This window comes from Micromonospora humidisoli (assembly GCF_016900955.1).
Lineage (GTDB): Bacteria > Actinomycetota > Actinomycetes > Mycobacteriales > Micromonosporaceae > Micromonospora > Micromonospora wenchangensis.
In genome coordinates, this window is sequence record NZ_JAFEUO010000002.1 from 319,206 (window position 1) to 345,376 (window position 26,171).

The 26,171-nt window shown below is 73.6% G+C and carries 25 protein-coding genes and 1 pseudogene; 15 read left to right on the forward strand and 11 right to left on the reverse strand.

The window, feature by feature from the left end; genetic code table 11:
• Window positions 1-2: 2 nt before the first annotated feature.
• Complete coding sequence (locus JQN84_RS06830; protein ID WP_372445942.1) at window positions 3-4,385, reverse strand: S8 family serine peptidase; 4,383 nt, start codon at window positions 4,383-4,385, stop codon at window positions 3-5.
• 300 nt (window positions 4,386-4,685) lie between these two features.
• On the opposite strand from JQN84_RS06830, the gene JQN84_RS06835 reads away from it, so the two are divergent.
• Together JQN84_RS06835 and JQN84_RS06840 are read left to right on the forward strand one after the other, a co-directional pair.
• A complete protein-coding gene (locus JQN84_RS06835) occupies window positions 4,686-5,171 on the forward strand; it encodes a winged helix-turn-helix domain-containing protein (protein WP_281902534.1) in 486 nt (161 codons plus the stop codon).
• Window positions 5,172-5,286: 115 nt separating this feature from the next.
• Entirely contained in the window at window positions 5,287-6,063 is a 777-nt protein-coding gene (locus JQN84_RS06840; protein ID WP_204958165.1) for a hypothetical protein, read from the forward strand.
• 13 nt (window positions 6,064-6,076) lie between these two features.
• Here the strand turns inward: JQN84_RS06840 and JQN84_RS06845 are convergent, their stop codons facing one another.
• The 3 genes from JQN84_RS06845 to JQN84_RS06855 form a co-directional block, all read right to left on the reverse strand.
• Window positions 6,077-8,131, reverse strand: a complete 2,055-nt coding sequence (locus tag JQN84_RS06845) for an amylo-alpha-1,6-glucosidase (RefSeq protein ID WP_204958166.1) — start codon at window positions 8,129-8,131, stop codon at window positions 6,077-6,079.
• On the reverse strand, window positions 8,131-8,508 hold the full coding sequence (locus tag JQN84_RS06850; RefSeq protein WP_204957576.1) for an SCP2 sterol-binding domain-containing protein: 378 nt from the start codon (window positions 8,506-8,508) through the stop codon (window positions 8,131-8,133). Before JQN84_RS06850 ends, JQN84_RS06845 begins: the two co-directional genes overlap by 1 nt.
• Before the next feature lie 74 nt (window positions 8,509-8,582).
• Window positions 8,583-8,957 (reverse strand): DsrE family protein, encoded by a 375-nt coding sequence (locus JQN84_RS06855; protein ID WP_204957577.1) that lies wholly within the window; start codon window positions 8,955-8,957, stop codon window positions 8,583-8,585.
• 12 nt (window positions 8,958-8,969) lie between these two features.
• On the opposite strand from JQN84_RS06855, the gene mtfM reads away from it, so the two are divergent.
• Together mtfM and JQN84_RS06860 are read left to right on the forward strand one after the other, a co-directional pair.
• Complete coding sequence (gene mtfM / locus JQN84_RS32070) at window positions 8,970-9,074, forward strand: small membrane protein MtfM (protein WP_067315095.1); 105 nt, start codon at window positions 8,970-8,972, stop codon at window positions 9,072-9,074.
• Between the two features lie 114 nt (window positions 9,075-9,188).
• Complete coding sequence (locus JQN84_RS06860) at window positions 9,189-9,776, forward strand: heme-binding beta-barrel domain-containing protein (RefSeq protein WP_204957578.1); 588 nt, start codon at window positions 9,189-9,191, stop codon at window positions 9,774-9,776.
• A 68-nt stretch (window positions 9,777-9,844) separates the two neighbouring features.
• On the opposite strand, the gene JQN84_RS06865 is transcribed toward JQN84_RS06860, so the two are convergent.
• Window positions 9,845-10,687 (reverse strand): aminotransferase class IV, encoded by an 843-nt coding sequence (locus JQN84_RS06865; RefSeq protein WP_204957579.1) that lies wholly within the window; start codon window positions 10,685-10,687, stop codon window positions 9,845-9,847.
• Between the two features lie 91 nt (window positions 10,688-10,778).
• Here JQN84_RS06865 and JQN84_RS06870 point away from each other — a divergent pair, with 91 nt between their 5' ends.
• From JQN84_RS06870 to JQN84_RS06885, 4 genes are all read left to right on the forward strand, one after another.
• Entirely contained in the window at window positions 10,779-11,183 is a 405-nt protein-coding gene (locus tag JQN84_RS06870) for a Fur family transcriptional regulator (protein ID WP_204958167.1), read from the forward strand.
• Window positions 11,180-12,292, forward strand: coding sequence for a CAF17-like 4Fe-4S cluster assembly/insertion protein YgfZ (gene ygfZ / locus JQN84_RS06875; protein ID WP_204957580.1), 1,113 nt, complete (start codon window positions 11,180-11,182; stop codon window positions 12,290-12,292). Before JQN84_RS06870 ends, ygfZ begins: the two co-directional genes overlap by 4 nt.
• Before the next feature lie 171 nt (window positions 12,293-12,463).
• A complete protein-coding gene (locus JQN84_RS06880; protein ID WP_204957581.1) occupies window positions 12,464-13,291 on the forward strand; it encodes a beta-keto acid cleavage family enzyme in 828 nt (275 codons plus the stop codon).
• 119 nt (window positions 13,292-13,410) lie between these two features.
• A complete protein-coding gene (locus JQN84_RS06885; protein WP_204957582.1) occupies window positions 13,411-14,370 on the forward strand; it encodes an asparaginase in 960 nt (319 codons plus the stop codon).
• 16 nt (window positions 14,371-14,386) lie between these two features.
• On the opposite strand, the gene JQN84_RS06890 is transcribed toward JQN84_RS06885, so the two are convergent.
• Window positions 14,387-15,187, reverse strand: a complete 801-nt coding sequence (locus tag JQN84_RS06890) for an alpha/beta fold hydrolase (protein WP_307821057.1) — start codon at window positions 15,185-15,187, stop codon at window positions 14,387-14,389.
• A 111-nt stretch (window positions 15,188-15,298) separates the two neighbouring features.
• Between JQN84_RS06890 and JQN84_RS32525 the strand changes: the two are divergent.
• From JQN84_RS32525 to JQN84_RS06910, 4 genes and pseudogenes are all read left to right on the forward strand, one after another.
• A pseudogene (locus JQN84_RS32525) lies at window positions 15,299-15,895 on the forward strand (helix-turn-helix domain-containing protein); the annotation flags it as partial.
• Between the two features lie 179 nt (window positions 15,896-16,074).
• The gene (locus JQN84_RS06900; protein ID WP_204957585.1) at window positions 16,075-16,857 is read left to right on the forward strand and encodes a hypothetical protein; all 783 of its coding nucleotides are present in this window, start codon (window positions 16,075-16,077) and stop codon (window positions 16,855-16,857) included.
• 70 nt (window positions 16,858-16,927) lie between these two features.
• On the forward strand, window positions 16,928-17,242 hold the full coding sequence (locus tag JQN84_RS06905; RefSeq protein WP_088643267.1) for a DUF2516 family protein: 315 nt from the start codon (window positions 16,928-16,930) through the stop codon (window positions 17,240-17,242).
• Window positions 17,239-18,126: an alpha/beta fold hydrolase gene (locus tag JQN84_RS06910; protein WP_204957586.1), complete on the forward strand. Its 888-nt coding sequence runs from the start codon at window positions 17,239-17,241 to the stop codon at window positions 18,124-18,126. Before JQN84_RS06905 ends, JQN84_RS06910 begins: the two co-directional genes overlap by 4 nt.
• Here the strand turns inward: JQN84_RS06910 and JQN84_RS06915 are convergent.
• A complete protein-coding gene (locus JQN84_RS06915) occupies window positions 18,116-18,808 on the reverse strand; it encodes a nucleotidyltransferase domain-containing protein (protein ID WP_204957587.1) in 693 nt (230 codons plus the stop codon). The genes JQN84_RS06910 and JQN84_RS06915 overlap by 11 nt on opposite strands.
• A gap of 76 nt (window positions 18,809-18,884) precedes the next feature.
• On the opposite strand from JQN84_RS06915, the gene JQN84_RS06920 reads away from it, so the two are divergent.
• Window positions 18,885-19,802: an SDR family oxidoreductase gene (locus JQN84_RS06920; protein ID WP_204957588.1), complete on the forward strand. Its 918-nt coding sequence runs from the start codon at window positions 18,885-18,887 to the stop codon at window positions 19,800-19,802.
• Here the strand turns inward: JQN84_RS06920 and JQN84_RS06925 are convergent.
• Complete coding sequence (locus JQN84_RS06925) at window positions 19,793-20,788, reverse strand: helix-turn-helix transcriptional regulator (protein WP_204957589.1); 996 nt, start codon at window positions 20,786-20,788, stop codon at window positions 19,793-19,795. The two genes, JQN84_RS06920 and JQN84_RS06925, sit on opposite strands and share 10 nt — an antisense overlap.
• Before the next feature lie 84 nt (window positions 20,789-20,872).
• Here JQN84_RS06925 and JQN84_RS06930 point away from each other — a divergent pair, with 84 nt between their 5' ends.
• Window positions 20,873-21,667 (forward strand): EI24 domain-containing protein, encoded by a 795-nt coding sequence (locus JQN84_RS06930; protein WP_204957590.1) that lies wholly within the window; start codon window positions 20,873-20,875, stop codon window positions 21,665-21,667.
• A 1-nt stretch (window position 21,668) separates the two neighbouring features.
• Window positions 21,669-22,184 carry an O-acetyl-ADP-ribose deacetylase gene (locus tag JQN84_RS06935; RefSeq protein ID WP_204957591.1) on the forward strand — a complete coding sequence of 172 codons (516 nt, stop codon included), beginning with the start codon at window positions 21,669-21,671 and terminating at the stop codon, window positions 22,182-22,184.
• Between the two features lie 48 nt (window positions 22,185-22,232).
• Here JQN84_RS06935 and JQN84_RS06940 read toward each other — a convergent pair whose 3' ends face one another.
• From JQN84_RS06940 to JQN84_RS06950, 3 genes are all read right to left on the reverse strand, one after another.
• Window positions 22,233-23,129, reverse strand: a complete 897-nt coding sequence (locus tag JQN84_RS06940; protein ID WP_204924752.1) for a GNAT family N-acetyltransferase — start codon at window positions 23,127-23,129, stop codon at window positions 22,233-22,235.
• Window positions 23,130-23,751: 622 nt separating this feature from the next.
• Complete coding sequence (locus tag JQN84_RS06945) at window positions 23,752-24,759, reverse strand: LacI family DNA-binding transcriptional regulator (protein ID WP_204957592.1); 1,008 nt, start codon at window positions 24,757-24,759, stop codon at window positions 23,752-23,754.
• Window positions 24,760-24,778: 19 nt separating this feature from the next.
• Window positions 24,779-26,158 (reverse strand): GH1 family beta-glucosidase, encoded by a 1,380-nt coding sequence (locus tag JQN84_RS06950; protein ID WP_204957593.1) that lies wholly within the window; start codon window positions 26,156-26,158, stop codon window positions 24,779-24,781.
• Window positions 26,159-26,171 lie beyond the last annotated feature (13 nt).

Sequence of the window (26,171 nt, forward strand, 5' to 3'; positions counted from 1 at the left end):
GGTCAGAGGCCGGATGCCCGGACGCCCGCGCAGGTCGACGTCGGGGTCAGCCCGAAGTTGAGCGTCCCGACGATGCCTGCTTCCACGACGGTGCGCTGGACCTGGGGCACCCAACCGTCCTTGGCCACGATCGCCTCGTACCTGCCCTTGGGCAGCCACCAGGCGTAGCGACCCTGGGCGTCGGCGGTGAGCGTGACGCCGGTGGTCGAGTTGACCAGGTTCAGCCGGATCGTCGCCGGGACGCCGACGGTCTGGCCGCCGCAGGTCACCCCGGTCACCGTGCCCTGGATCTTGCCCCAGTTGTTCGGCGGCGAGACGTTCATCTCGACGCCCACCGACGACACCGGGTACGGCGTGTTCGAGGTGAGCCCCAGCTCACCCGAGTACGCCCCGGGCTGGAGCACCCCGGCCGCCGCCGTGGCGGTCAGCGTGACGGTGACCGTCTGGGACGCCCCCGGGGCGAGCGTGAAGCTGGTCGGCGCGGTGGACAGCCACGGCAGATCGGCGGCGTCCGAGCAGCCCTCCAGCCCGCCGAGGCGTTCGCTGTCCGCCGAGCCGACGAACGAGCTGGGCGAACCACCGATCTTGTACGCCCCGCAGGCGGCGGCGCCCCGGTACCTGCTGAACTGGGCGTTCGGCAGGTTCTTCCAGGCCCCGGCGACCGGGTCGAAGCCGAGCGTCCGGTTGGTGACCGACGTCGAGCCGCCCGTCACCCCGCCGGCCAGCACCAGCATGCCGCCGGCCGACGTGTACTGGGAACCCCACAGGTCGACCGGGAGGTTCGGCAGCGCGCTCCAGGAGTCCGCCGCCGGCTCGTACCGCCAGGTGTCGGTGTACTCGTCGGCGGCGACCCCGCCCGCGCAGTACACCTGGCTGCCGATCCCGCCGCAGGACACCCAGGAGACCGGGTGCGGGTACGCCGCGCCGGTGCGGAACGTGCCGCTACGCGGGTCGAACACCACCAGCTTGTTGCTCTCCGTGCAGGTGCTGTCGACGCAGCCGCCGACCAGGTACACCTTGCCCCCGGCCACGGCGGTGCCGGCAGCTGCGGCGGGTGCCGGGTTGACCGCCCCGGCCAGGGTGCTCCACGCCCCGGTGGCCGGGTCGAACACGTCCACCGTCGGCTCGGCACCGGTACCGTCGCCCCAGCCGCCGAGGACGTACAGCTTGCCGCTGATGCCCACGGCCGACGGCTTGGACCGGGCGTGCGGCAGGTCGGGCAGCGCCGTCCAGACGCCGGTGGCCGGCTCGAACACCCAGGCCTTGCGCTCGTTGCCGGTGTCGCCACCGCCACCGACCGAGTAGACCTTGCCGTCCAGGTTGGCCGCCGCGTTGTCGTAGATCGCGGCGGGCAGGCTGGCGATCCGGGCCCAGGCGTCGTCGGCCTGCGGCGCGGCGTCGACGTTCCCGCCGCCGTACCGGGCACCGTCACGCCCGGTGCTGATCCCCTTGACCACCTGCTCCCGCAGCGGTGCACCGCCGGTGGACAGCACCTCGAACCCGCCACCGCGTTCCAGCAGTTCCACGGTCGCCGGGGCGGAGCCCGTGTTGCGGACCGTCACCTTGGCGGTGCGGGTGCTGCCGTACGGCTGGTGGGCCTCGATCGTGGTGGTGCTGACGGTGAGCCGCCCCGCGGCCAGGGCCAGGTCGGCCCGGCGGGTGCTGTCGGCCACCACGGTCACCTGCTGGGTGACCGGGGTGTACGGCGGCTTGGCGGCGGTGAACGGGTGGGTGCCGGTCAGCCCCGAGAAGAGGTGGTAGAAGCCGTCCGGCAGGTTCGGGTCGTCCGGGGTGGCCGCCGAGACGGCCGTGTCGGTGGGCCGGTCGACGCTGGTCACCGTCACCCCGTTGACCGCCGCGCCGGTGTTGCGGTCGGTGGTGTTGCCGACCACCAGGCCACCCGGCACGGGGGTGCAGTCCCGGTTGACCAGCTGGACGTCGTCCACCTGCCACCACCAGGCGAAGGTGCCCTTGAACCGGAAGCGCACCAGCGCCCCGGTCGCACCGGCCGCCGGGGTCAGCGGCACCTCCTCGACCCGGGGGCCGCGCCGGCTCGCCGTCTGGTGCCAGACGTTCGTCCAGCTCGTCCCGGCGTCGGTGGAGACGTCCACGTCGGCGGTGTCACTGATCCCGACCGCCCGCCAGTCGCTGCGGAAGCGCAGCAGCGGCGCGGCCGAGGCCGTCAGGTCGACCGGTGGGGCGATCAGGTCGGTGTCCTGGGTGTTGCCGGTGCCGAGCTTGTCGCTGTCGATGATCGCGAACCCGCCGGTGCCGCCGGTCAGGTTGCCCCGCGCGCCCGGGTCGTTGAAGACCCAGCCGCCCTTGTCGGTGCGGTTGCGCACCGTCCACCCCTCGGGCGCGGTGGTGCCGTCGAAGCTCTGCGACAGCAGCGGCGCGCTGAGGCTGCCGGTGTAGCCGGCGGCGACACAGGCCGCCTCGACCGGGACCGGGACGTCGGCCGTGGTGGCCGTCGACCCGACGGTCAGGTCCTTGGTCACCGTCCGGTAGCCCGGGTACTTGGCGGTGACGGTGAGCTTGTAGTCGGTGTTGCCGGCCACGGTGAACGAGTACCGGCCGGTCACCGGGTCGGTGAAGACGGGTCCGCCGGGGCGGCCGGCGACGTCGATCGTGGCGTACAGCGGCCAGCCGTGCCCGGAGCCGTCGGTGACCCGGCCGGAGACGGTGGCCGTCGGGGTGGCCGTCAGGGCGAAGTCCCTGGTGACCGTGCCGTCCTCCGGGACGGTCACGGTGTCGATCGCGGTGCGGAAGCCGTACGCGGACACGGTCAGCGTGGTCTCACCGGCCGGGACGGTCAGCGAGTAGCTGCCGTCGGTGCCGGTGGTGACGCTGCGCGCGCCCGTGGCGACGGTGGCACCCGCCACCGGGTCACCGGTCGCCTGGTCGGTGACCTGGCCGCCGACCTGCCCCACCGGCCCGCGCGGGGCCTGCCGGACCGCCTCGTACGCGTTGAGCCGACCCTCGCCGAAGACGTTGTTGTCGGCGGCGGTGCCCCCGCAGTTCGTCGCGTCGACGTCGGTCGCGGTGCGGTCGAGCAGCGCCTCGGTGCCGGCGATGTCCCCGCGCAGGCTGGGCGCGGCCGACCAGATCAGGGCGACCGTGCCGGCGACGTGCGGGGCGGCCATCGAGGTGCCGTTGAACGACGCGTACCCGTTGCCGGGGACGCTGGAGCGCACGTTGCTGCCGGGCGCGGCGATGTTCGGCTTCAGCCCGGCCGGGTCGGTGGAGTTACCCCGACCGGAGAAGCTGGAGATGGCGTTGTTCACGTCGTACGAGCCGACCGCGTAGGCGTTGGGGTTGTCGCCGGGGGAGCCGGCGCTGCCGCAGGCCGGGCCGTCGTTGCCGGCGGAGAAGACCGGGAACATCCCGGCGGCCCGCCAGGCGGCGATGGTCTGCTGGTACCACGGGTCGTCGCCGTCGCCGCCCCAGGAGTTGTTGACGATGTCGGGACGCAGATCGGGGCGGGGGTTCTGCCCGTTGAGGTCGGTCGGGGCGAGCACCCACTGGCCGGCGGCCAGCAGCGAGGCGTCCGAGCAGCTGTTGGTCTCGCAGCCCTTGGCGGCGATCCACTTGGCGCCGGGGGCGACCCCCACCTGGTTGGCGGACCCGTCGGTGCCGACCATGGTGCCCATGGTGTGGGTGCCGTGGTCGTTGTTGTCGCAGGGGGCGTCCTGCGGGCAGATGCCGGCCGGGTCGTACCAGTCGTAGTTGTGGTCGAAGGTGCCGCCACCGAGGTTGCCCCGGTAGGAGTTGACCAGCGCGGGGTGGTCGAACTGGACGCCGCTGTCGATGTTGGCGACGACCAGGCCCTCACCCCGGTCGCCGAACTCGTCCCAGACGCGGGGTGCGCCGATGTTGGTCAGCCCCCATTCGACGGCGTCGGTGCCGGCGCGGGCGGCGGTGCTGCGGACCGGACGGATCAGCGGGTAGCTGCGGGTCGGGGCGATCCGCTCGACCTCGGGCCGGGCGGCGATGGTGTCCAGCAGCGCCCGGTCCCCGGTCACCCGCAGCGCGTTGGCGATCCAGTAGGCGGTGTAGCTGGCCTTCCGGTCGTCGAGCACGGCCCGCAGGTCGCGCTGGGTCCGCTCGGCGGTGGTGGTGAGCAGCCGGTGCACCTCGCCGGCGCGGGCGTCCGGGCTGCGCAGCCGGGCCGCCTGTGCGAGCGGGGCCTGTTCGCGCAGGTAGACCAGGAAGGTCTCGGTGCCGTCGGCGAGTCCGTCGAGTACCTGCCGGTCCACGGTGGCCCGGGGCGCGGCCGGTGCGGCCCCGGCGGGTAGTGCGGGCTGGGCGGTGAGGCCCAACAGTCCGGCCGCGAGCGCGGCCACCAATCGCCACCGGGACGGTCGTCCGGTCGGTCGTCTGAGCACGCTGTTCCTCCCCACGTCGGCGGGCCCGATCGGTTCGGGCCCGGCCGCGTGTGCCGGGTCACGGCCACGCGGAGCGGTCGGGGAGGCGGCAGGTGGTGGGTGCTGGTAAGCCGGCCCCCCACGGCCGCTGTGCATCATGCTCAGCCGGAGAACCATGCTGATCAATGGATCGGGTCGGTCAGTATTTGGTCAGTAACCGGGCGCCACGCTGACCGTTAGGCTGACTTCAGCCGCACCGGCACCTGTCGTGGGCAGACGGGCGTCGGGGGCGGGCGGCGGGTGCGGTCCTGGGGAGGACGGGTGACCGGTGTCGACATCCCTTTCGTGGTCTGTGTCAGCGCTGACGTCGCGGTCCGGGAGCGGGTGGTCCGCCGGCTCGACGACCTCGGCCCGGTGGTGATCTGCGCCGACCTGGCCGAGTTGCGCGCCATGCTCTTCCCGACCACGCCGGTGCCGGCCCCCGCGCCCCCGCCGGAGCAGGTCCCGGTGCGCTGCGGCGACCTCGTCGTCGACCCGGCCCGCCACCTGGTCACCTGGCGGGGGGAGCCGCTGGCGCTGACCCGGCTGGAACGGGCACTGCTGGCCCGGCTGGCCGGCGACCCCGGGTCGGTGTGGAGCTACGAACGGATCTTCGGCTCGGTCTGGGGCGGCACCTGGCTGGGCGACGCGGCCATCCTGCACTCGGCGGTCAAGCGGCTGCGCCGCAAGCTGCGCGAGGTGGCCGGCGGCCCGCAGGTGCAGACCGTACGCGGCGTCGGCTACCGGCTCGCCGTACCGTGCGCCTGACGTCCGGACACCGGCGGGCGGACCGGCGGCGGGGGCGTGACACGATGGCCCGGTGAACGGTGCCGTCCAGCAGGGATACGCCCCACCGACCGGTCCGTCCGCGCCGCGCCGCCGGCTGGCCTGGCTGGTGGCCGTGACGGTGGCCTGGGCGGTGGTGGTGGGCGGGCTCACCTGGTGGTCGGCCCGGCACGATCCGCCGACAGTCAAGGAACAGCGCACCCTCGCCGAGGCCGGGCCGGTGGTCGACCGGGCGCTCGGTGAACTGGTCGCGGCGGTCGGCGACGGCGCCTGGGCCATGACCGGCCCGCAGATCGAGCGCGGCTGCCGGATCACCCCGATGGCCGACGGCGCGACCCTGAGCCGGGGGCTGGACGTGCTGGTCGCCGAGGGCGGCGAGCGGGCCCTGCTGGACCGGGTCGCCGAACGGCTGCCGGCCGGCTGGCGGGCCGGGGTGCGGGCCGGCGCGTCCGGTCCCCGGCTGCGCGCCGACGCCGGGGAGTTCGTCGCCGTGCAGGGCCGGGTCACCAGCGGCGGCCGGGTCCGGTTCACCGCCGACACCGGGTGCCGCCCGGTCGGCGTCGGCTATCCGCAGCCGTCGGCGGCCCCCGCCGATGCGACGCTGGACGCCGCGCTGCGGGCGCTGGGCCGCCCGGCGCGCTCCGCCCCGGAACAGGTCACCGCGCCCTGCCCGGGCGGCGGCACCGCGCGTACCGTCGCCGTCTCGGCCGGCGACGCGCCGGTCGCGCTGACCGGCCTGCGTCCGCTGGCCGCCGGCCCCCCGGTGGCCGACCTCCCCGAGGTGTACGCCTACCGCAGCGGCCCGGCCACCGTGCTGGCCGACGGCACCGGCGCGCAGGTGCGGGTCGCCGCCTCCACCGGCTGCCCCGGCTGACCCGCCCGGCCGGTCAGTGCCGGGGTCCGTGCTCGCGTGGGGTGCGGCTGCGGCCGAGGGCGTCGACCCGCCCCCACCGGCCCGGGATGTCCAGCAGTTCGACCCGGCCCATCCCCTCCGGCACCAGCGGGTCGATGATCAGGTGTTCGCCCTGCGGTTCCAGGCCGAGGATCACCCGCAGCAGCAGCAGCGGGGTGCCGGCCGACCAGGCCTGCGGGCTGCACGCCGTCGGATACTGCACCGGGTAGTCGGTGAGGGTCCGTTCGTAGCCGGCGAACGCCTCAGGTAGCCGGCCGCCGAAGAACCGGGAGGCGTCGAGCATCGCCTCGCAGATCCGCCCGGCCTCCTCCCGGAAGCCGTACCGGCTCAGCCCCCAGGCGATGAACGCGTTGTCGAACGGCCACACCGTGCCGACGTGGTAGCCGATCGGGTTGTAACGGCCCTCGCCGGTGGCCAGGGTGCGTACCCCCCAACCGGAGTAGAGCCGGGGGCCGAGCAGGTGTTCGGCGATCCGGGCCGCCCGGGGCTCGTCGACGATGCCGCTCCACAGCAGGTGGCCGATGTTGGAGGTGAGCGAGTCGACGTGCCGGCCGTCCGGGTCCAGGGCGACGGCGAAGTACTCCTTCTCCGGAATCCAGAAGTCCCGGTTGAAACGCTCCTTGAGCGCCGCCGCCTCCCGTTCCAGCCGGTCGGCGTACTCGGGGTCGTTCCAGAACAGCCGGGCCATCCGGGCGCCGCGCCGCTTGGCGTCGTAGGCGTACCCCTGGATCTCGCAGGTGGCCCGGGGGAAACCGGGCAGCCGGCCGTCGGCGTAGGAGATGGCGTCCCAGGAGTCCTTCCAGCACTGGTTCTCCAGGCCGGTCTCCGGGTTGCGGCTGCGGTACCAGACGTACCCGGTGCCGAGCAGGTCGCCGTAGGTGTCGATCCAGTGCAGCGCGGCCCGGACGGGGGTTTCCAGTTGCTTGACCAGTGTCGCGTCCCCGGTCCACCGCTCGTATTCGTCGAGCAGGATGACGAACAGCGGGGTCGAGTCGGCGGCCCCGTAGTAGGGGGAGTGCGGCTGCTCCTCGAAGCCGGCGGTCTCGCCGTACCGCAGCTCGTGCAGGATCTTGCCGGGTTCCTCGTCGCGGAAGTCGTCGAGCCGGTGGCCCTGGAGCCCGGCCAGCATCAGGATCGTCGGCGGCACCAGTTCCGGCAGGAACGGTAGCACCTGCAACGAGGTGAGCATGCTGTCCCGCCCGAACAGGGTCATGAACCAGGGCAGACCGGCCGCGAGCAGCCGTACGCCCAACGTGATCGACTCGTACCGGAGCGCGGCCAGGTCGTGCAGGCTCTGCCGGTACGCCCCGGCGAGCGGCTCGCAGTCGCAGCCGAGCTGCGGTGCCCGGCTGACCAGTTCCTCCTGTTCGGCGCGGATGACCGACGGCCCGCGTACCGCCCCGAGCGCGGTGATCGCCCGGACGTCCTCGCCCCGCGCGCCGTGGATGATCGGCGTCACGGTCAGCCGGGTGTTCCACTCGGAGTGCGGCGCGACGGTGATCGACCAGGTCATCCCGGCCTGGTCGACGTGGGCGTCGGTGCTGCTGGTGATCGTCGCCTCGCGGTGGAACGCCTCGCGCCGGTAGGTCAGCCGCAGCGCGTTGTCCCCGGCGACGGCGCTGGTGCGGCCCTTCTTCGGCCGCTGGTGTTTGATCTCGAAGAGGTCGGCGAAGTCGGAGCCCATCTCCAGCCGCAGGTCGAAATGCATCTCCCGGCCGGAGTGGTTGAGCACGGTGAGTTCCTCGGTGAAGTTGCCGCCGATCGACCGGGTACGGATCATCGACACCTTGGCGTCGAGGTAGTGCGTCGGCTCGCCCGGGACGAGGAAGAACCGGGTCTGGTAGGAGTGCGCGTCGTCGACCGAGAGGGCGTGCAGCCGCTCGCCGTCGAGGGTGAGCAGCCAGGTGGACAGGAACCGGGTGTCGAACGAGAACAACCCGGTCGGGAAGTCGAACGACGGTTCGACGTCCCCGCGCCCGTCGCAGACCAGGAACGTGTTGCCGTCGAGGATGCTGACCCGTTGCTGCATCACGTCCGCCCGGTCTGCTCACGGGCGGTCTCCCGGGGGTCGCGCACCCCGGGCGGGGCGGGGAAGAACTGCCGGAACACCAGGAACAGCATCACGTTGCCGCTGAACGTGGACTCGTTGCGCAGCACCGCCGAGACCCCCTGGGCCCGCCCGGTGACCAGCCGTTCGAAGAGGTCCGAGCTGCTGCTCCAGATTGCGTCCGCCGGGCCGGTGGCCCGTTCCACCACCGCCCGACCGGGGCTGATCCGCACCAGCCAGTGGTCGGTGTGGTCGTCGTCGACCAGGTCTATCTGGAGTGTTCCGGTGACCGGGGCACGCAGCACCGCCGGGGCACGTGCCGGCAGTGCCGCGAAGAACTCCTCCGTCGCCCGACTCACCTCCGCATGGTAGGCAAAATGCCTACAGACAGGGGCAACATCGGCACCGCCCGGTGCGGGCAGGTGTGGCCGGGTCAGTAGACCAGGGCCTGCGCGCCCTCGGCCATCGCCTCCTCGACGAAGACGGCCGCACCGGCGATCCGGACACCGGGCAGCACGTCGTCCGGGCCGATGTCGCGGCGGGCGGCGCACTGCGTGCAGGCGGTGACCCGGCCGCTGGCGAGGATGACGTCAAGCAGGTCGTCGAGCGGTGCCGAGTGCGGCAGGGTGAACTGCCCGGCCCGACCGGGCACGGCGAACCAGGTTGACTCACCGGTCAGCCAGAGCGACACGGTCACCCCGGCGGCGGCGGCCGTGGCGGCCACCGTGAACGCCTGCGCGCACCGCTCCGGGGCGTCCGCTCCGGCGGTGGCCTTGACGACGAGAGTGCGGCCCATGCCGCCCAGCATAGGATGACCATGATGGTTACCGAGATCGGGTTCGTCAGCCTGCTGGTCGCTGGCCTGGGCGCGCTCGCCGGTGGCCTGGTCTACCTGGCCGTACGCCTGTCGAGAGGTAAATGGTGAGCGCGAGGAGTGAGCCGGGTTTGCGAGCCCCGCAGTCGCGAACGAAGGTGATCCGGTGAGCGCGAGGAGTGAGCCGGGTTTGCGAGCCCCGCAGTCGCGAACGAAGGAGATCCGGTGAGCGAGAATCCCCTTCAGCCGCCGTGGTTGAACGCGCCGCCGGTCGAGGAGTACCCGTACCAGGAGAGCCACGATCTGCGGGTCGGCCCGAAGCTGCACCCGTCGCTGGACGGGCTGCTGCCGTACGTCGGGGTGTGGCGCGGTCGGGGCCGGGGCGGGTTCCCCACCATCGAGGACTTCGACTACGCCCAGGAGATCCGGATCAGCCACGACGGCCGGCCGTTCCTGTTCTACGAGTCCCGGGCCTGGCTGCTCGACGACCAGAGCCGTCCGGTCCGTCCGGCCGGGCGTGAGGTGGGCTGGTGGCGTCCGGTGCTGGACGGTGAGCGGGTCACCGACGAGTTGGAGGCCCTGATGACCGTCCCGACGGGGATCATGGAGCTGCACATCGGCAAGCGCACCGGCACCCAGATCGAGTTCGCCACCGACGCGGTGGTGCGTACGGCCACCGCCAAGGAGGTGACGGCTGGTGCCCGGCTCTTCGGCATCGTGGAGGGGGCGCTGCTCTACGCCCAGGAGATGGCGGGCATGGGCCACAGCCTCTCCCCGCACCTGTCGGCCCGGCTGATCCGGGTGGCCGGCTGACGTCTCGGGTGAGCCGAGGTTGCGGTTACCGCGAGCGGGGATACCGCAACCTCGGCCCGTCGTGTGAATCACGTGAAGCCCAGCAGCTCCCGGAGGCGGGGGGTGTGCGGGGAGGGCGGGCGGGGCGTGCCGTCGAGGGTCCTGACCTCGACCAGGCCACGTACCGACGAGGTCAGCCAGACTCCGGCGGCGGCGTGCAGCCCGGCCGGGGTGACCATCCGTTCGGCCGGGGTCAGGCCCAGCTCGGCGGCCTGGTCGAGCAGCCGGCCGCAGGTGGTGCCGGGCAGGATGCCGGTGCGCGCGGCCGGGACGGTGCACAGGGTGTCGCCGTCCAGCCAGACGACGTTCGCGCCGGGTGCCTCCAGCAGGTAGCCGTCGGTCGAGACCCAGAGCACGTCGTCCACGCCGTTGCGGGCGGCCCAGCGGCGGGCGGCGCTGTTGGTCGCGTACGAGATGGATTTGATGCCCGTGGGCAGCCAGGACAGTTCGGGGCGGGCGGTGGCCGGCACCCCGAGGGGCAGGGTGGCGACGGTGACCCCGGTGTGGCGTAGCCGCTTCGCGGCGGCCGGCACCTCGGCCAGGGTGGCGTAGACGGTGGGCAGCCCGCCACCCTCCGGTCCCCGGGTGCAGACCAGGCGCAGCGCGCCCTCGACCCCGGCGGGCCAGCCGTCGACGACGGCGTCCAGCAGGTCCACCAGGACCGCGTCGGGGGGCAGCGGGAGTTCCAGGGCGGCGGCGCCGGTGCGCAGCCGGGCCAGGTGGGCCGTCCGCAGCCAGGGGCGTCCGTCGCGCAGGTGCATGGTCTCGAACAGCCCGTCGCCGTGCAGTGCACCCAGGTCGTTGCCGCGCAGCACCGGCTCCGTCGCGGGGACGACGCCCCGGCCGAGCACGGCGATCCTCGATGCCACCACGACCGTCGAGCCTAGCGGCGGCACGACGCGGCCGGGCGCGGGCCGGCGGCCGAACTATGATCGGACGGTGTCCGAATCCTCGCTGGCGGAAATGCTCCGCTCCCGTGGGTTGCGGCTGACGGCGCAGCGGCAACTGGTCCTCCAAGCCGTGCTCGACCTGGGGCACGCCACACCGGAGCAGGTGCACACGGCGGTCCGGGAGGTGGCCGCCGGGGTCAACATCACCACCATCTACCGCACGCTGGAGCTGCTGGAACGGCTCGGCCTGGTGACCCACACCCACCTGTCGCACGGCTCGCCGACCTACCACGCGGCGGGTGAGCACCAGCACATCCACCTGGTCTGCCGCGAGTGCGGCGCGATCGACGAGATCGACCCGGAGCTGATGCGCCCGCTGGCCGACCAGCTCGCCACCGGGCGGGGCTTCCGGGTGGACATCGGGCACGTGGCGCTCTTCGGCGTCTGCGACAACTGCGAGGACGGGGAACCGACATGATCGACATCGGGGGGGCGGTCGCCGTCGAGGCGATCGACGAGGCCAGCCGGGACCAGCCGGACGCCGAGCACCGGGCGGCCGGGGTACGGGGCGTCGCCGCGCACTACGGTGACCCGCTGCGCGAGCAGCGCACCCTGGCCACCGGGGTCGGTCTGGTGGACCGCTCGCACCGGGGCGTCGTCGCCGTCTCCGGTCCGGAACGGATCGGCTGGCTGCACACCCTGACCAGTCAGCACCTCGCCGCGCTCGGCCCGTGGCAGGGCACCGAGCTGCTGGTGCTCAGCCCGCACGGGCACGTCGAGCAGCACGCCATGGTGACCGAGGACGGCACGACCACCTGGCTGGACACCGAGCCGGGGATGACCGCCGGCCTGCTGACGTACCTGGAGAAGATGCGGTTCTTCAGCCAGGTCGAGACCCACGACGCCACCGCCGGGCACGCGCTGCTGTCGCTGGTCGGGCCGCAGGCCACCGACGCCGTCGCCACGCTCGGCGTGACCGGGCTGGCCGCACCCGAGGCGCTCACGGTGCCGGGTCCGAAGTTCCGCTCCGGCGAGCTGCCCCCCCGACCCACCATCCGGTACGACGCGCAGCCGCTGACCGGTGGCGGCTGGGCCCGTCGGGTCCCGCTGGGGGTGGACCTGCTGGTGCCCCGGCCCGCCCTGGACGGGGTCGTCGCCGAGCTGCGTGCCGGCGGGGTGCCGGCGGCCGGGCTGTGGGCGTACGAGGCGGTACGGGTGGCCGCCCGACGGCCCCGGGTCGGGGTGGACACCGACCACCGGACCATCCCCGCCGAGGTGGGCCTGATCGCCCCGGCGGTACACCTGGACAAGGGCTGCTACCGGGGGCAGGAGACGGTCGCCCGGGTGCACAACCTGGGTAAGCCGCCGCGTCGGCTCGTCCTGCTGCACCTGGACGGGGTGACCACCGACCAGCTTCCGGCGGCGGGCACCCCGGTCACCCTGGACGGCCGGACGGTCGGCTTCGTCGGCACCGCCGTGCACCACTACGAACTGGGTCAGGTCGCGCTGGCCGTGGTCAAGCGCAACCTTGCCGACGACGCCCGGCTGTCGGTGGGCGACACCGCCGCCGCCATCGACCCGGAGTAGCCGACCCGGGGTGCCGACCCGGGGTGGCCGACCCGGCGGACGGCAAGGATGCCCCTCCGCCGCCACGCGGGCGGGAATTCCTTCGCGTATTCCGCTTCGAGCGTGCGGTTCTTCCTGTCCTGCCTGGCTGCGCCATCGACCTGGGGCGGTCGGGACGGCTACCATCCCGGCATGACGACAGGGACGTTGATCACGGTTGCCCCGACCGGCGCGGAGTCGGCCAAGGCGGAGGTGCCGGCGCTGCCGGTGACCCTCGACGAGTTGCTGCTCACCGCCAAGGAGTGCGAGGCGCTCGGCGCTTCCGTGATCCACGTCCACATCCGGGACGACGCGGCCCGTCCCACCCTCGACCAGGGACGGCTGCGGGAGACGGTGGCGGCGCTGCGCGAGGGTACCGACCTGATCGTGCAGCTCTCCTCCGGCGGCGCGGTGACCGACCCGGAGGCCGACCGGCTGGCCGTGCTGGATGCCGCCCCGGACATGGCCTCCTGCACCATGGGCACCGTCAACTTCGGCGACGACGTCTTCCTCAACCGGTGGGAGTTCATCGTCGACCTGCACACCCGGATGCAGGAACGCGGCATCCTCCCCGAGTACGAGATCTTCGACCTCGGTCACCTCGCCGCCCTGTCCCGCCTGCTCGACCGGTACGGCGTGCCGCACGGCGGGCACGTGCACGTCGACTTCGTGATGGGGGTGCCGGGCGGGATGCCGGGCACCACGGCCACCCTGGTCGCCGCCCAGCAGATGCTGCGGGACCTGCCGGCGGGCACCACCTTCTCGGCCACCGGCATCGGCCGCAGCACCATCCCGGTGATGCTGGCGTCGCTGTCCACCGGCGGTCACCTGCGGGTCGGCATGGAGGACACCGTGACGTACGCCAAGGGCCGCCCGGTGGAGTCCAACATGCAGCTCGTCGCCCGCGCGGTCGGGTTCGCCCAGCTCGCCCAGCGCCCGCCGCTGACCACCACCGAGGCCCGCCGGCTGCTCGGCCGGTAGCCCGCCGCCCGGCCCGGCGTCGGTAAGCCGTACCCGGCCCGGCGCTCCCTACCTCGGTGGCTGACGCCGCAGGTCACCCGGGTGTCGGCCGCTCCGGCCCCCGTCGGTACCTTCCCAGGGTGGCCAAGACGTACGAGGGTGGCGAGCCGGTCGCCGAGGTGGTCCGGTCGGGGTTCGTGGAGGGTGTGCACCGGGGCTCGGCGGTGGTGCTCGACGCCACCGGCGCCCCGGTGGCCGGGGCCGGGGACGGCACCTCCCCGATCTTCCCCCGGTCGGCGAGCAAGCCGTTGCAGACGCTCGGCATGCTCCGGGCCGGCCTGACGACGACCGACCCGGCCGACGTCGCGCTCGTCTCGGCGAGCCACGCCGGTGAGGAGTTCCACCTGGCCCGGGTGGCGACGCTGCTGCGCTCCGCCGGCCTCGACCCGGAGGCCCTGCACTGCCCGCCCGACCTGCCGTTCGGCGAGGCCGCCCGACAGGCCGTGCTCCGGGCCGGCGGTGGCCCGAGCCGGCTGGCGATGAACTGCTCCGGCAAGCACGCCGGGATGCTGTTGACCTGCCTGGCCGCCGACTGGCCGCTGGACGGGTACTGGCGGCCGGAACACCCGTTGCAGCGCCGGCTGACCGCCACCATCGAGGAGTACGCCGGTGAGCCGGCGGCAGCGGTGGGGGTGGACGGCTGCGGTGCGCCGGTGCTGGCGATCTCGCTGACCGGGCTGGCACGGGCTTTCCTGCGGTTGGTGAGCGCCCAGCCCGGCTCCCCGGAGCGCACCGTCGCGGACGCGATGCGGGCGTACCCGGAACTGGTCGGCGGCACCGGGGCGGACGACACCCGGCTGATGCGGGGCGTACCGGGGATGCTGGTGAAGATCGGCGCGGAGGGCGTGATCGCCGCCGCGTTGCCCGGTGTCGGCGCGGTCGCTGTCAAGATCGACGACGGGGCCACCCGGGCCCGGACGCCGGTGCTGGTTTCCGGGCTGCGCCGGCTCGGCGTACAGGCCCCTGTCCTGACCGAGTACGCCGAGCTTCCCCTGCTGGGTGGGGGCCTCCCGGTCGGTGCGGTCCGTTCCGTCTGGTGACCCGCCCCCGCGACTGTCAGGGGAGGAAGGCGCGGAGGGCGTCGGCGACCGGGGCTGGGCTTTCCAGCGGGACCAGGTGGGCCGCGTCGGGTACGTCGGGGAGGCGGTGGGCGTCCGGGGCCTCGGCGGCGATCCGGTCGGCCAGTCCGATGATGTCCGGGATGTCGACGGCACCGGCGGTGACCAGCACCGGCATCCGCAGCTCGCCGAGCCGGCCGATGGCGGGCGGGTCGAGTTCGACGACGTCGACCGCGCTCAGCGCCTGCTCGGCGGCGAGGGCCCGGCGGTCGGACTCCTCGGCGGCGGCGATGAACGCCGGGTCCAGGTCCTCCGGGCGGCGGTACGGCCCGACCACCCAGAACCGCACCTCACCTGCCGCGCTGGCCGCGAGATCCGCCTCGTCGACCTCACCGACCAGGGTGTCCCACAGTTCCTCGGTCTGCGCCGACCACTCGTGCCCGGACACGGCGGTGCCGAACAGCGCCAGCGCCGACACCCGCTGCGGGTACGCCAGCGCGGTGTCGATCGCCACCGCCCCGCCGAACGAGCATCCGACCAGGGCGGCCTGTTCGATGCCGAGCGCGTCCAGCACCGCCCGGACGTCGTCGTGGTGGGCGAAGGACTTCGGCGGCAGCGCGGAGTCCCCGTAGCCGCGCAGGTCCAGGCAGATCACCCGGTGCCGGTCGGCGAGGGCGTCCCGTACGCCGTGCCACATCCGCCGGTCGGCGATCCCCGCGTGCAGCAGGAGCACCGGGCTGCCGCTGCCCGCTTCGTCGTACCCCAGGGTGGTGCCGTTGACGGCGATGTTCGTGGTCACGCCGAGCAAGGTACGGACCGGACATCGGGTGCCGCAACGCGGTTTGTTACCTCGCTAACTCTGGCTAGCGTTTTGCTTGCTGGAGCTAGCGGCGCGGACTACGGTTGGGGTATGGCCGCACCCAAGGATCTACCCGACGTCGGCGGATTCATCCGTGACCTGCGGCGGAACGCCAAGATCTCGCTCCGCCAACTCGCCGAGCAGGCGGGGGTGAGCAACCCCTACCTCAGCCAGATCGAGCGGGGGCTGCGCAAGCCCAGCGCCGAGGTGCTCCAGCAGTTGGCCAGCGCGTTGCGGGTCTCCACCCCGGCGATGTACCTGCGGGCCGGGCTGCTCGACGACAAGGAGGGTCAGGGGGTGCTCGCCGCCATCGCGGTCGACCCCGACCTCACGATGGCCCAGAAACAGTCCCTCAGCCAGATCTACGAGACCTTCCGCCGGGAGAACACCCGCCTGGCCGAGGCCGAAGCCGCCACCAACCCGCCCGCCGAGGACGAGCCGGTGGCCGCCACCGACGAGGCCCCCGGCACGGCTCAGCCGGTCGTCACGGACCGGACCGCCGCCATGGCGGACCGACCGGTCACCAACCCCGGACCGGCCACGCCGGCCCCGGCGGGTGGCCCGTCCGCACCGGCCGTGCCGACCGAGGCGGCAGCCGGGATCACCCCGGCGGCCACCGGCCCGGTCACCCCGGAGGGCACCCCGACCGAGGCCGTCCTCGAATCGGTCGCCCGCACCGAGGCGGGCACCGCCCCCGCCCCGGGCAGCGCCGCCGACAGCGTGGCGGCACCGGAGTTTCCGGCCACCGGCACCCGCACCGGCCGGGTGGACGCCGCACCCACGACCAGCACCAGCAGGGCCGCCGGAGCGGCCGAGGAGGAGTTGTCATGACCCAGCCGAAGACCAACCGCATCCCTGCCCCGCTCTACGCCGCCGCCGGCGCCGGAGAGCTGGCCTACCAGCAGCTGCGCAAGCTGCCCAGCGTGGCGACCGAACTGGGCAACCGGGTCGTCGCCGACGGCACCAAGGTCGTCGCCGAGCTGGGTGGCCGGGCCGTCGTCACCGGGGTCGAGCTGCGGCAGAAGGCCACCGAGACGTTCCGTACCGCCAACCTGACCGCCACCGGCCTGCGTGAGCGGGTCGCCCCGACCGAGCTGAACCTGGACAAGCTGCGCGCCGAGCTGAACCTGGACAAGCTCCGCGCCGAGCTGGACCTGGACAAGCTGCGGGCCGAGCTGGACCTGGACCGGCTGCGCGGCGCCGCCACCCGCAACGCGGCCGTCGTGGTCGCCGGGGCGCAGGCCGCCCAGGAGCGTGCGCTGGCCGCCTACGGTGCGTTGATCGCCCGGGGCGAACGGGTGGTCGGTGCCGGGGTGCTGGAGGCCGCCGAGACCGTCAACGCCGACATCGAGGCGACCGACGCCACCGTGCGTACGGGGACCACGCAGGACGCCACGACCGGCCCTTCGGACGTGACCGCCACCGACCACACGCCGACCCCGGCGGACGTGGCCGAGGTCGTCGAGGCCAAGCCGGTCGCCGCCAAGCCTGCCCGGACCCGGGTCAGCAAGGCCGCCAAGGCCACCAAGGCGGCGGCGACCGGGTCGACCACGACCGGTACGCCGGCGAAGCCGAAGACCACGAAGCGGACCCGCCCGGCCGCCGAGTGACGGTCGCCGACACCGGCCCCGGGGGCGTCCTGACGGACGTTTCCGGGGCCGTCGGCATATGCTGGCCGACATGGCCATCGCCGCGCCGATCTTCGTGTTCCACCTCGTCTACGTGATCGACCTGGTCCTGCTCGTGTTCGCACTGGCGGTGCAGGGCATCTCGCTGGTGCACGCGTTCACCCAGCGCTCGGACGCCTTCCCGGCGATCGGGACCCTCCCCAAGGGTGGCTGGATCGCCATCCTGGCCGTCTGCATGCTGCTCACCCTGCTCGGTTTCGGCGCGCTGAGCATCTTCGGGCTGATCGGCATCGCTGCCGGCCTGATCTACCTGCTCGACGTCCGGGTGGGGCTGCGTGACCTGCACGACGGCAAAGGGTTCTGGTGAGGGGTTTCCGCTGGCCGCCACCGCCGGACGGCGGACCCCGCACCTGGGGCCCGGGGCCGGGCGCGCCGCGCACCGGGCGACCCGCCCTGCCGGAGCCGGAGACCGAGCTGGTCGCCACCCCGCACGACGTGCAGTTGGAACGGCTGGTCACCGGCGTCGGTGACCCGGTCACCGTGTTCGCGCACGGATTCGGCAACGGCATCGCCACCACCCGCCCGTTCGGCAGCGCGGTCGCCGGCCGCCGGGTCTTCTTCCAGTTCCGGGGCCATGGCCGCTCCGACGCGCCGCCCGGCCCGTGGAGCTACCTCGACCTGGCCCGTGACCTGCGGGCGGTGGCGGACCTCAGCGGCGCCACCCGGGCGTTCGGGGCGAGCCTCGGCGCGGGCGCGCTGTGCCGGCTGCTCGCCGAGAGCCCGGACCGGTTCGACAAGCTGGTCTTCCTGCTGCCCGCCGTCCTCGACCGGCCGCGCGGCCCGATCGCCCAGCAGCGGCTGGCCGACCTGTTGGCGGCGGTGTCCGGCGGCGACGCCTCGGCCGTGGCGGACGTGGTCGCCCTGGAGCTGCCGCCGTCGGTCCGCAACACCCCGGCCGGCTGGGCCTACCTGCGGCAGCGGCTCGACCAGTTGCTCCGCGACGGGCTCGCCGCCGGGCTGGCCGACCTGCCGGAGCAGTCCCCGCTGGCCGACCTCGCCGTGCTGGCCGGGGTGACCGCCCCGGCCCTGGTGATCGGCTGCGTCGGGGACGACCTGCACCCGACCCACATCGCCGCCGAGCTGGCCGATGCGTTGCCGCAGGCGACCCTGCACGTCTACGACCGCCCCGGGTTCGCCTGGACCGACCGCGCCGACCTGCGGGACCGGATCTCCACCTTCCTCAACGACTAGCGTCGGCGTCCGCCGTCGGCAGGTGGGCGGCGCGGACGGCACGCAGCCAGCGTTCCACGGTGGCCTCGTCGGGCCGGTCGGGCAGCGGGGTGCGGAGCCGGTCGAAGTCCCGTTCCGCCTCGGCGACCAGCGCCTGCGCCTCGGCCAGCGCGCCGCCCGCGACCCGCTCGCCGAACGCCCGGAACCACTGCGGGTCCGCCAGCCGGATCTCCAGCACGCCGGTGGCGTAGAGGGTGCGCCCCTGGTGCAGCAGCCGGGCCAGGTGCCGGGCGTGCTTGGCCGAGCGGCGTCGGCCGCCCACCGTCGCGTCCCGGGTGGTCAGCTTGCGGAACTGCTGGCTTGCGTACCCGAGGTAGGCGTCGCGGACGCGCGGTGCGCTGAGGAACGCCGACCGGATGGCGACCAGGCGGTCACCGAGTTCGGTGCGGGTCTCGTAGCAGTCGTCGGGGAGCCAGATCAGCTCGGTGGCCGTCGGGTTGCCGCTCAACGCCAGCCGGGCGTACTTGCCGGCCTCGTGCAGGGTGACGTCCGGGTCGGTGGTGACCACCGACTCCCGGGGCGGACGCAGGCCGTGGAAGGCGACGGTCGGGGCGGCGAAGACGCCGATCCGGTCGACGTCGGAGCCGGGGCCGGCCAGTCCGTAGGCGACCGAGCCGACGATCCCGGAGAGCAGCAGGTGCATGCCGGGAGCATGCCGGATCGAACCGTCGCGTGAAACCGGACTTCGGTTGTCAGGTATCACTGCCACCCTCGACGGTATGACGACGACACCGTTGGACGGAAAGGTCGCGCTGGTGGCCGGCGCGACCCGGGGCGCGGGCCGGCAGATCGCCATCCAGCTCGGCGCGGCCGGAGCGACGGTCTACGCCACCGGCCGCAGCAGCCGGGCCGGCCGCTCCGAGCTGGACCGTCCCGAGACCATCGAGGAGACCGCCGAGCTGGTCACCGCCGCCGGGGGCACCGGCGTCGCGGTCCGGGTCGACCACCTCGTGCCCGAGCAGGTACGCGACCTGGTGGCCCGGATCGACGCCGAACAGGGCCGGCTCGACGTGCTGGTCAACGACGTGTGGGGGGCCGACCCGCTGATCACCTGGGACAAGCCGGTCTGGGAGCAGCCGCTGGACACCGGGTTCCGCACCCTGCGGCTGGCGGTGGACACCCACATCGTCACCAGCCACTTCGCGTTGCCGCTGCTGATCCGCCGCCCCGGGGGGCTGGTCGTCGAGATCGGCGACGGCACCCGGGCGTACAACGACACGCACTACCGGCTGTCGGTCTTCTACGACCTGGCGAAGGTGTCGGTGACCCGGCTCGCGTACAGCTGGGGGCACGAGCTGGCACCGCACGGGTGCACCGCCGTGGCGCTCACCCCCGGCTGGATCCGGTCCGAGGCGATGCTGGAGCACTTCGGGGTGACCGAGGAGACCTGGCGCGACGGCGCGGCGAAGGACCCGCACTTCGTCATCTCGGAGACGCCGGCCTTCGTCGGGCGCGCGGTCGTCGCCCTGGCCGCCGACGCCGACCGGGCCCGCTGGAACCAGGCGTCCGTCTCGGCCGGCGAACTGGCCCGGGTGTACGGCTTCACCGACCTCGACGGCAGCCGCCCGGACGCCTTCCGCTACCTCAGCGAGGTGGTCGAGGCGGACCGGCCCGCCGACCCCACCGGCTACCGCTGATCCGGGGGCCCGGGGGCGACGCCGTAGAGGGTGGCTGAGCGGGCCGCCGCGTCGACCAGGCGGGCCCGTAGCTCCGGCGGGTCGAGCACCTCCGCCTCCGGACCGAAGGCGAGCAGCTGGGCGTACGCCACCTCGACGGACTCGACGGGCAGCCGGGTCACCACCCACCCCTGCCCGTCGGGTGCGCCGGCCGCGGCCAGCGCCTCCTCGTACGCGAAGGGGGTGTCGGCGAGGAACCGCAGCCGGCGCAGGCCGACGGGGCTGACCCGCACGGTGACCCGCTCGGCGAGCATGCCCCGCAGGAACGCCTCGGCCTGCTCCCGCCAGTAGCCGCCCAGGTCGAAACCGTCGTCCCGGACGAACGTCGCCGGGTCGGGCACGACGTCGACCACCCGGTCCACCCGGTAGGTACGCATCGCGTCACCGACCCGGCCGACGAGATACCAGGTGCCGCTCTTGAGCACCAACCCGTACGGCTCGACCCGCCGGGTCACCTCCCGTTCGCCGCGCCGGTACCGCAGCACCACCACGCCGTCCCGCCACACCGCGCGGGCCAGTTCGGCCAGCCAGCGGGGCGGGGTGGACTCCCGGAACCAGCCGGGCACGTCCAGGTGGAACCGTTGCCCGGTGCGGGCCGGGGCGTCGCGCAGGCTCGGCGGCAACGCGGCGAGCACCTTCAGTTCGGCGGACGCCACCGCGTCGGCCAGTCCCAGGTCACCGGCGGGGCCGGGAAGCCCGGCGAGGAAGAGCGCCTCCGCCTCGTCGCGGGTCAGCCCGGTCAGCCGGGTCCGGTAGCCGCCGAGCAGCCGGTACCCGCCGGCGCGTCCCCGGTCGGCGTACACCGGCACCCCGGCGGCGGACAACGCCAGCACGTCCCGGTAGACGGTCCGCTCGGACACCTCCAGCTCCCGGGCGAGTTCGGCGGCGGTCATCGTCTCCCGGGCCTGCAACAGCAGCACCAGGGAGATCAACCGGGCGGCGCGCACCCCTGCATCCTGCCGGCCCGACCCGGCGCGCGGCGTCACCGGGTGTCCGGTGGCGATGGCGTACGGCCGATAGGCTCTGCGGTCGTGAACGGACCCCGTACGATCGCCGCGCCGGTGACCGGCGCCACCCGTCGCTTCTTCGGCGGCGTGGGCCTGCTCCTGCGCGGCCTCGGCCTGTACGTCCGCAGCCCGGGGCTGATGCTGCTGGGCGTGGTACCGGCGCTGCTGTCCGCCGCGCTCTTCGTCGCCGCGTTCGCCACCCTGATCTATTTCGTGGACGAGCTGGCGGCGTGGGTGACCCCGTTCGCCGACGACTGGTCGGACACCCCGCGCAGCCTGGTCCGGGTGATCGCCGGGCTGGCCTTCCTCGGGCTCGGCGGGCTGCTCACCGTGGTCGGGTTCACCGCGGTCACCCTGGTCATCGGTGACCCGTTCTACGAGAAGATCTCCGAGCGGGTGGAGGACCGCCTCGGTGGCACCCCCGGCGCGGTGGAGGTGCCGTTCGGGGCGTCGTTGCGGCGCAGCGTCGTCGACTCGCTGCGGCTGGTCGGGCTCTCGGTGCTGTTCGGCATCCCGCTGTTCCTGGCCGGTTTCATCCCGGTGGTCGGGCAGACCGTGGTGCCGGTGGTCGGCGCGGCGGTGGGCGGCTGGCTGCTCGCCGTGGAGCTGGTCGGTGCGCCGTTCTCCCGCCGGGGGCTGCGCCTGCCGGATCGGCGGGCCCGGCTCAAGGCGGACCGGGCCACCTCGCTCGGCTTCGGCGTGGCGGTCTTCCTGTGTTTCCTGATCCCGCTCGGTGCGGTGCTGGTGATGCCGGCCGCCGTCGCCGGGGCGGCGCTGCTCGCCCGCCGGTCGCTGGGCCAGCACATCGAGGAGAGCTGACATGCGGGTGACCCTGGTCGAGGGGGACATTACCGCTCAGCGGGTCGACGTGATCGTCAACGCGGCCAACTCGTCGTTGCTCGGCGGCGGAGGCGTCGACGGGGCCATCCATCGCCGGGGCGGCCCGGCGATCCTGGCGGAGTGCCGGGCGTTGCGGGCCTCCCGGTACGGCCGGGGTCTGCCCACCGGGCAGGCGGTCGCCACCACCGCCGGTGACCTGCCGGCCCGTTGGGTGGTGCACACCGTCGGCCCGGTCCACTCCATCACCGAGGACCGGTCGGCCCTGCTGCGGGACTGCTACGCCAACAGTCTCGCCGTCGCCGGCGGGTTGGGTGCGACCACCGTCGCGTTCCCGCTGATCTCCGCCGGCGTCTACGGCTGGCCGATCGACGACGCGGTACGCCAGGCGCTGTCCGTGCTGCGCCCTGCGACGCCGGCCCAGGTCACCGAGGCCCGCCTGGTGCTCTTCGGCGTCGATACCCACGCGATCGCCACCCGCGTCCTCGCCGAGGGCTGACCGGCGGCCGGGCTTCCCGGTGGTGGGGTGATCCGGCCGGATGTGTCGTCAGGTGAGTTCGCGGAGGCAGGACCAACTGGATGCCGTCTGGCGGTAGCCGAGTCGGGTGTTGATCGCCAGCATCGGGGCGTTGGCCTCGTCGTTGGCGGTGTAGGCAGTCCGTACCCCATTGCCGGCGGCCCGGTGCAGCGCGGCCTGCTTGGTCAGTCGCGCCAGCCCTCGGCCCCGGTACTCCGGCCGGGTCGCGGTGTAGTCGGACCACATCCGGTCGCCGTCCCGCTTGACCAGACTGAGCGCGACCAGCGCACCGTCGACCTCGGCGACGGTGCTGGCGTCCCGGTCCAGCCCCGGGTTCTCCCAGCACTCCGACCGCCAGTAGGAGTAGCTGGTCGCGTCCACCGGCACGTCGCCCGGCTCGTCCGGAGCGGCGGCGTCGTCGAGGAGATAGACCTGGTACGGGTCGAGCCCGGTGAGCGGGAGCAGACGTACCCCGGCGGGCGGTTCGGGCATCGGTGGTGCCGGGCGGAGGTCGAGCGCCGAGTAGCGCAGTTCCCGGCTCGGGGTGAACCCGTGCCGGCGGGCGTACGGCAGGGAGTCGGTCAGCGCCCAGGTCCGCACCCGGCGGACCCGGAGCGACCTCAGGTGCGCCAGAGCGGCGGTGAGCAGCGCCGTTCCGGCCCCCCGGCCCCGATGCCCCGGATGCACGTGCAGGGTGGAGATGTCCCCGAAGTCCGGCTCGGAGGTCTGAGCGTTCCGGAACGCCGAAACCCAGCCGGTGATCTGCCCGTCCGTCTCGGCGACCCAGGCCGCCCAGTTCTCCTCGGGTGGTGGTTGGGCGATCATCTGCCGGGTCGACGCGATCCCCCGCACCAAATACGGATGGACGAGCGACCGCAGCGCCACCACCCTCGGCGCGTCGTCTGGTCGGGCGGTACGGATCAGCACCCGCGCCACCCCGCCCCCGGCCGGACTGCGGAGCGCTTTTCGCCGGGAGGCACGGGCGAGGGACGACGCGATACAGCGGCGGCAGGCATGCCCGCGAGCGTAGGCATCCGTCGCAGCCGACTGCTACGGCTTTACGTCGTCCCCTACCGTCGTCGCTCTGGGTAGCGGTTGAGAGGGAATGCGACCGTGACTACTCCAGGTAAGCGCCCGCCCATCCCCATCACTTCTCACTTCCTTCCTTTGCTCTGCTGCCCTCTGCGCGACAGGCGTCTGACCTGGCGCGGGGTGGGCGGACGCCCGGCTGACGCTTATCGCGGACGACTACTCACGGTGCCTGTCACTTGGATGGCAGCAGAGCAAAGCGTCGAGGTGGGATGTGGGTGGGCTGCGGCTATGTCACTCAAAGTGATTATGTCGGGCGATGCTCAAATATGCCGGGTGGCCGGGTGGCCGGGTAGCGGGGTGGCCGGGCGGCGGGAAGTGCGGGGAAGTGGGCGAGTAAGGCGCGAGTGGGAGCGGCGAAGGCGTGGGTGTCGGGCCGGGAGCGTCGGGCGGGGAGCATGGGGCGGGGAAGGGAGCGTCGGGCCGGGAGCGGGGCGGGGGAAGGGAACGGGCGGAGGGGTCAGGCGGACTGCCTGATCACCAGCTCGGTCGGCAGCACCACCGCCCGCTCCACCTCCGCACCATCGGCCAGGGCCAGCAGCAGCCGGGTCATCTTCCGGCCCAGTTCGACGATCGGCTGCCGCACGGTGGTCAGCGGCGGCTCGGTGTAGGCGGCCGTCTCGATATCGTCGAAGCCGATCACCGCGACGTCGTCCGGCACCCGCCGGCCCGCCTCGTGCAGCGCCCGCAGGGCCGCGTGCGCCATCAGGTCGGAGGCGGCGAAGACCGCGTCCAGATCGGGGTACGCGGCGAGCAGCCGACGCATCGCGAGGGTCCCCGACTCGCGGGTGAAGTCGCCGTACTCGATCATCTGGGGCAGGCCGGCGGCGACCACGGTGTCCCGGTAGCCGGCGAGCCGTTCGATGCCGGCGACCATGTCCTGCGGGCCGGCGATGGTGGCGATCCGGCGACGACCGTTGTCGATCAGGTAGCGGGTCGCCCTGGCGACCCCGCCGATGTGGTCCACGTCGATGTAGGGCACGTCGGCGGCGTCCAGCGGCCGGCCGCTGCACACCACCGGGATGCCGAGGCGGGCGAGCCGGCCGGGCAGCGGATCCTCCCCGTGCAGCGAGGCGAACAGCACCCCGTCGACGTGCCGGCCGGTGGTGTAGCGGGTGACCCGGTCGTGTCCGGCGGGCGAGCCGGCCAGCATCAGCACCAGCTGCTTGTCGGCCGCCTCCAGCTCCTGGGCCGCGCCCCGGATGAGCCCGGGGAAGACCTGGTCGTCGGAGAAGACCCGGGTGGCCGCCTCCGGCAGCACCAGGGCGACCGAGTCGGTCCGCTGGGTGACCAGGCTGCGGGCGGCCAGGTTCGGCACGTACCCCAGCTCGGCCACCGCCCGACGGACCGCCTCCTGGATCGGTTCGGCGACCGTGGTGGAGCCGTTCACCACCCGGGAGACCGTCGCCCGGGAGACGCCGGCCTGCCGGGCGACCTCCTCCAGGGTGGGCCGCTGTGCCGCCGTCATACCCGCCACCACCACCTCGTCACAGCCCGTTCCGGGAGATCACCTCCTGGTACCACCGGGCGCTCGACTTCGGGGTGCGCCGCTGGTTCAGATAGTCGACGTGGACGATCCCGAACCGCTTCCGATAGCCCTCGGCCCACTCGAAGTTGTCCAGCAACGACCATACGAGATAGCCGCGCAGGTCGACGCCGCGGGAGATGGCCTCGTGCGCGGCCCGTAGGTGCCCGTCCAGGTAGGCGATCCGGTCGGCGTCGTGGATCCGGCCCGCCGCGTCGGCCGCCGGGCTGCTGCCGTCGTCGGGGAACGCGCCACCGTTCTCGGTGATCATCAGCGGGAGCCCCGGGTAGTCGGCGGCGAGCCGCACCAGCAGCCGGGTCAGCCCGGCCGGCTCGATCTGCCAGCCCATGTCGGACACCGGCCCGGTGGCGGGCAGGAACTCCACCGCCCCCTCGGTGCCCGGGTAGGCGCTGCTGCCCGCCCCGTCCGGGCGGCCCGCGACGTAGGTGGGTGAGTAGTAGTTGATCCCGAGCAGGTCCAGCGGCGCGGCGATGATCTTCTCGTCGCCGTCCCGGACGAACGTGGGCTCCACCATCCGGGCCACGTGTTCGAGCATGTCGGCCGGGTAGCCGGCGCCGGTCAGCGGGTCCAGGAAGATCCGGTTCTGGAGGCCGTCGACCAGACGTACCGCGGCGGCGTCGGCGGCGCTGGCCGGGTCGGCCGGCGCGACGTCCGCCGGATTGAGGGTGATCCCGACCGTCCGCGCGCCCGCCGCCCGCAGCGCCCGCGCCGCCAGCCCGTGCCCCAGCAGCAGATGGTGTACGGCCCGGAACGCCGCCCCGGCGTCCCGCTCGCCGGGAGCGTGCACCCCGTTGCCGTAACCCAGGTAGGCCGAGCACCACGGCTCGTTGAGTGTCGTCCAGGTGCGGATGCGGTCGCCGAGCCGGGCGTGCACCGCCAGGGCGTAGTCGGCGAAGTGTTCGGCGGTCTCCCGACTGGCCCAGCCGCCCCGGTCCTGCAAAGCCTGCGGCAGGTCCCAGTGGTAGAGGGTGACGATCGGGTCGATGCCCCGGTCGAGCAGCGCATCGGTCAACCGGTCGTAGAAGTCCAGGCCGCGCGGGTTGACCGGGCCGGTGCCGTCCGGCCTGATCCGGGGCCAGGCCACCGAGAACCGGTACGCGGCCAGCCCCAGCTCGGCCATCAGCGCCACGTCGTCGGCGTACCTGTGGTAGTGGTCGCAGGCGACGTCACCGGTGTGCCCGGCGAACACCTTGCCCGGCGTACGGCTGAAGGTGTCCCAGATGGACTCGCCGCGACCGTCGTCGCGGGCCGCGCCCTCGATCTGGTACGCGGCGGTCGCCGCGCCCCACACGAAGCCCTCCGGAAATCGAACATCGTTCACGCGGCCTTCTCCT

What these genes read in the sequence shown, in the direction of transcription:
- JQN84_RS06915 (WP_204957587.1), bottom strand. Translation starts at nt 18,808, where the DNA reads ATGCACCTGCTGCTCTCCGGGATCGTCGGCTCGGTCGCCTACGGACTG.
- JQN84_RS06920 (WP_204957588.1), top strand. Translation starts at nt 18,885, where the DNA reads ATGACGACGACACCGTTGGACGGAAAGGTCGCGCTGGTGGCCGGCGCG.
- JQN84_RS06905 (WP_088643267.1), top strand. Translation starts at nt 16,928, where the DNA reads ATGGCCATCGCCGCGCCGATCTTCGTGTTCCACCTCGTCTACGTGATC.
- JQN84_RS06935 (WP_204957591.1), top strand. Translation starts at nt 21,669, where the DNA reads ATGCGGGTGACCCTGGTCGAGGGGGACATTACCGCTCAGCGGGTCGAC.
- JQN84_RS06900 (WP_204957585.1), top strand. Translation starts at nt 16,075, where the DNA reads ATGACCCAGCCGAAGACCAACCGCATCCCTGCCCCGCTCTACGCCGCC.
- JQN84_RS06845 (WP_204958166.1), bottom strand. Translation starts at nt 8,131, where the DNA reads ATGCAGCAACGGGTCAGCATCCTCGACGGCAACACGTTCCTGGTCTGC.
- JQN84_RS06870 (WP_204958167.1), top strand. Translation starts at nt 10,779, where the DNA reads ATGCTCCGCTCCCGTGGGTTGCGGCTGACGGCGCAGCGGCAACTGGTC.
- ygfZ (WP_204957580.1), top strand. Translation starts at nt 11,180, where the DNA reads ATGATCGACATCGGGGGGGCGGTCGCCGTCGAGGCGATCGACGAGGCC.
- JQN84_RS06855 (WP_204957577.1), bottom strand. Translation starts at nt 8,957, where the DNA reads ATGCTGGGCGGCATGGGCCGCACTCTCGTCGTCAAGGCCACCGCCGGA.
- JQN84_RS06945 (WP_204957592.1), bottom strand. Translation starts at nt 24,759, where the DNA reads ATGACGGCGGCACAGCGGCCCACCCTGGAGGAGGTCGCCCGGCAGGCC.
- JQN84_RS06880 (WP_204957581.1), top strand. Translation starts at nt 12,464, where the DNA reads ATGACGACAGGGACGTTGATCACGGTTGCCCCGACCGGCGCGGAGTCG.
- mtfM (WP_067315095.1), top strand. Translation starts at nt 8,970, where the DNA reads ATGGTTACCGAGATCGGGTTCGTCAGCCTGCTGGTCGCTGGCCTGGGC.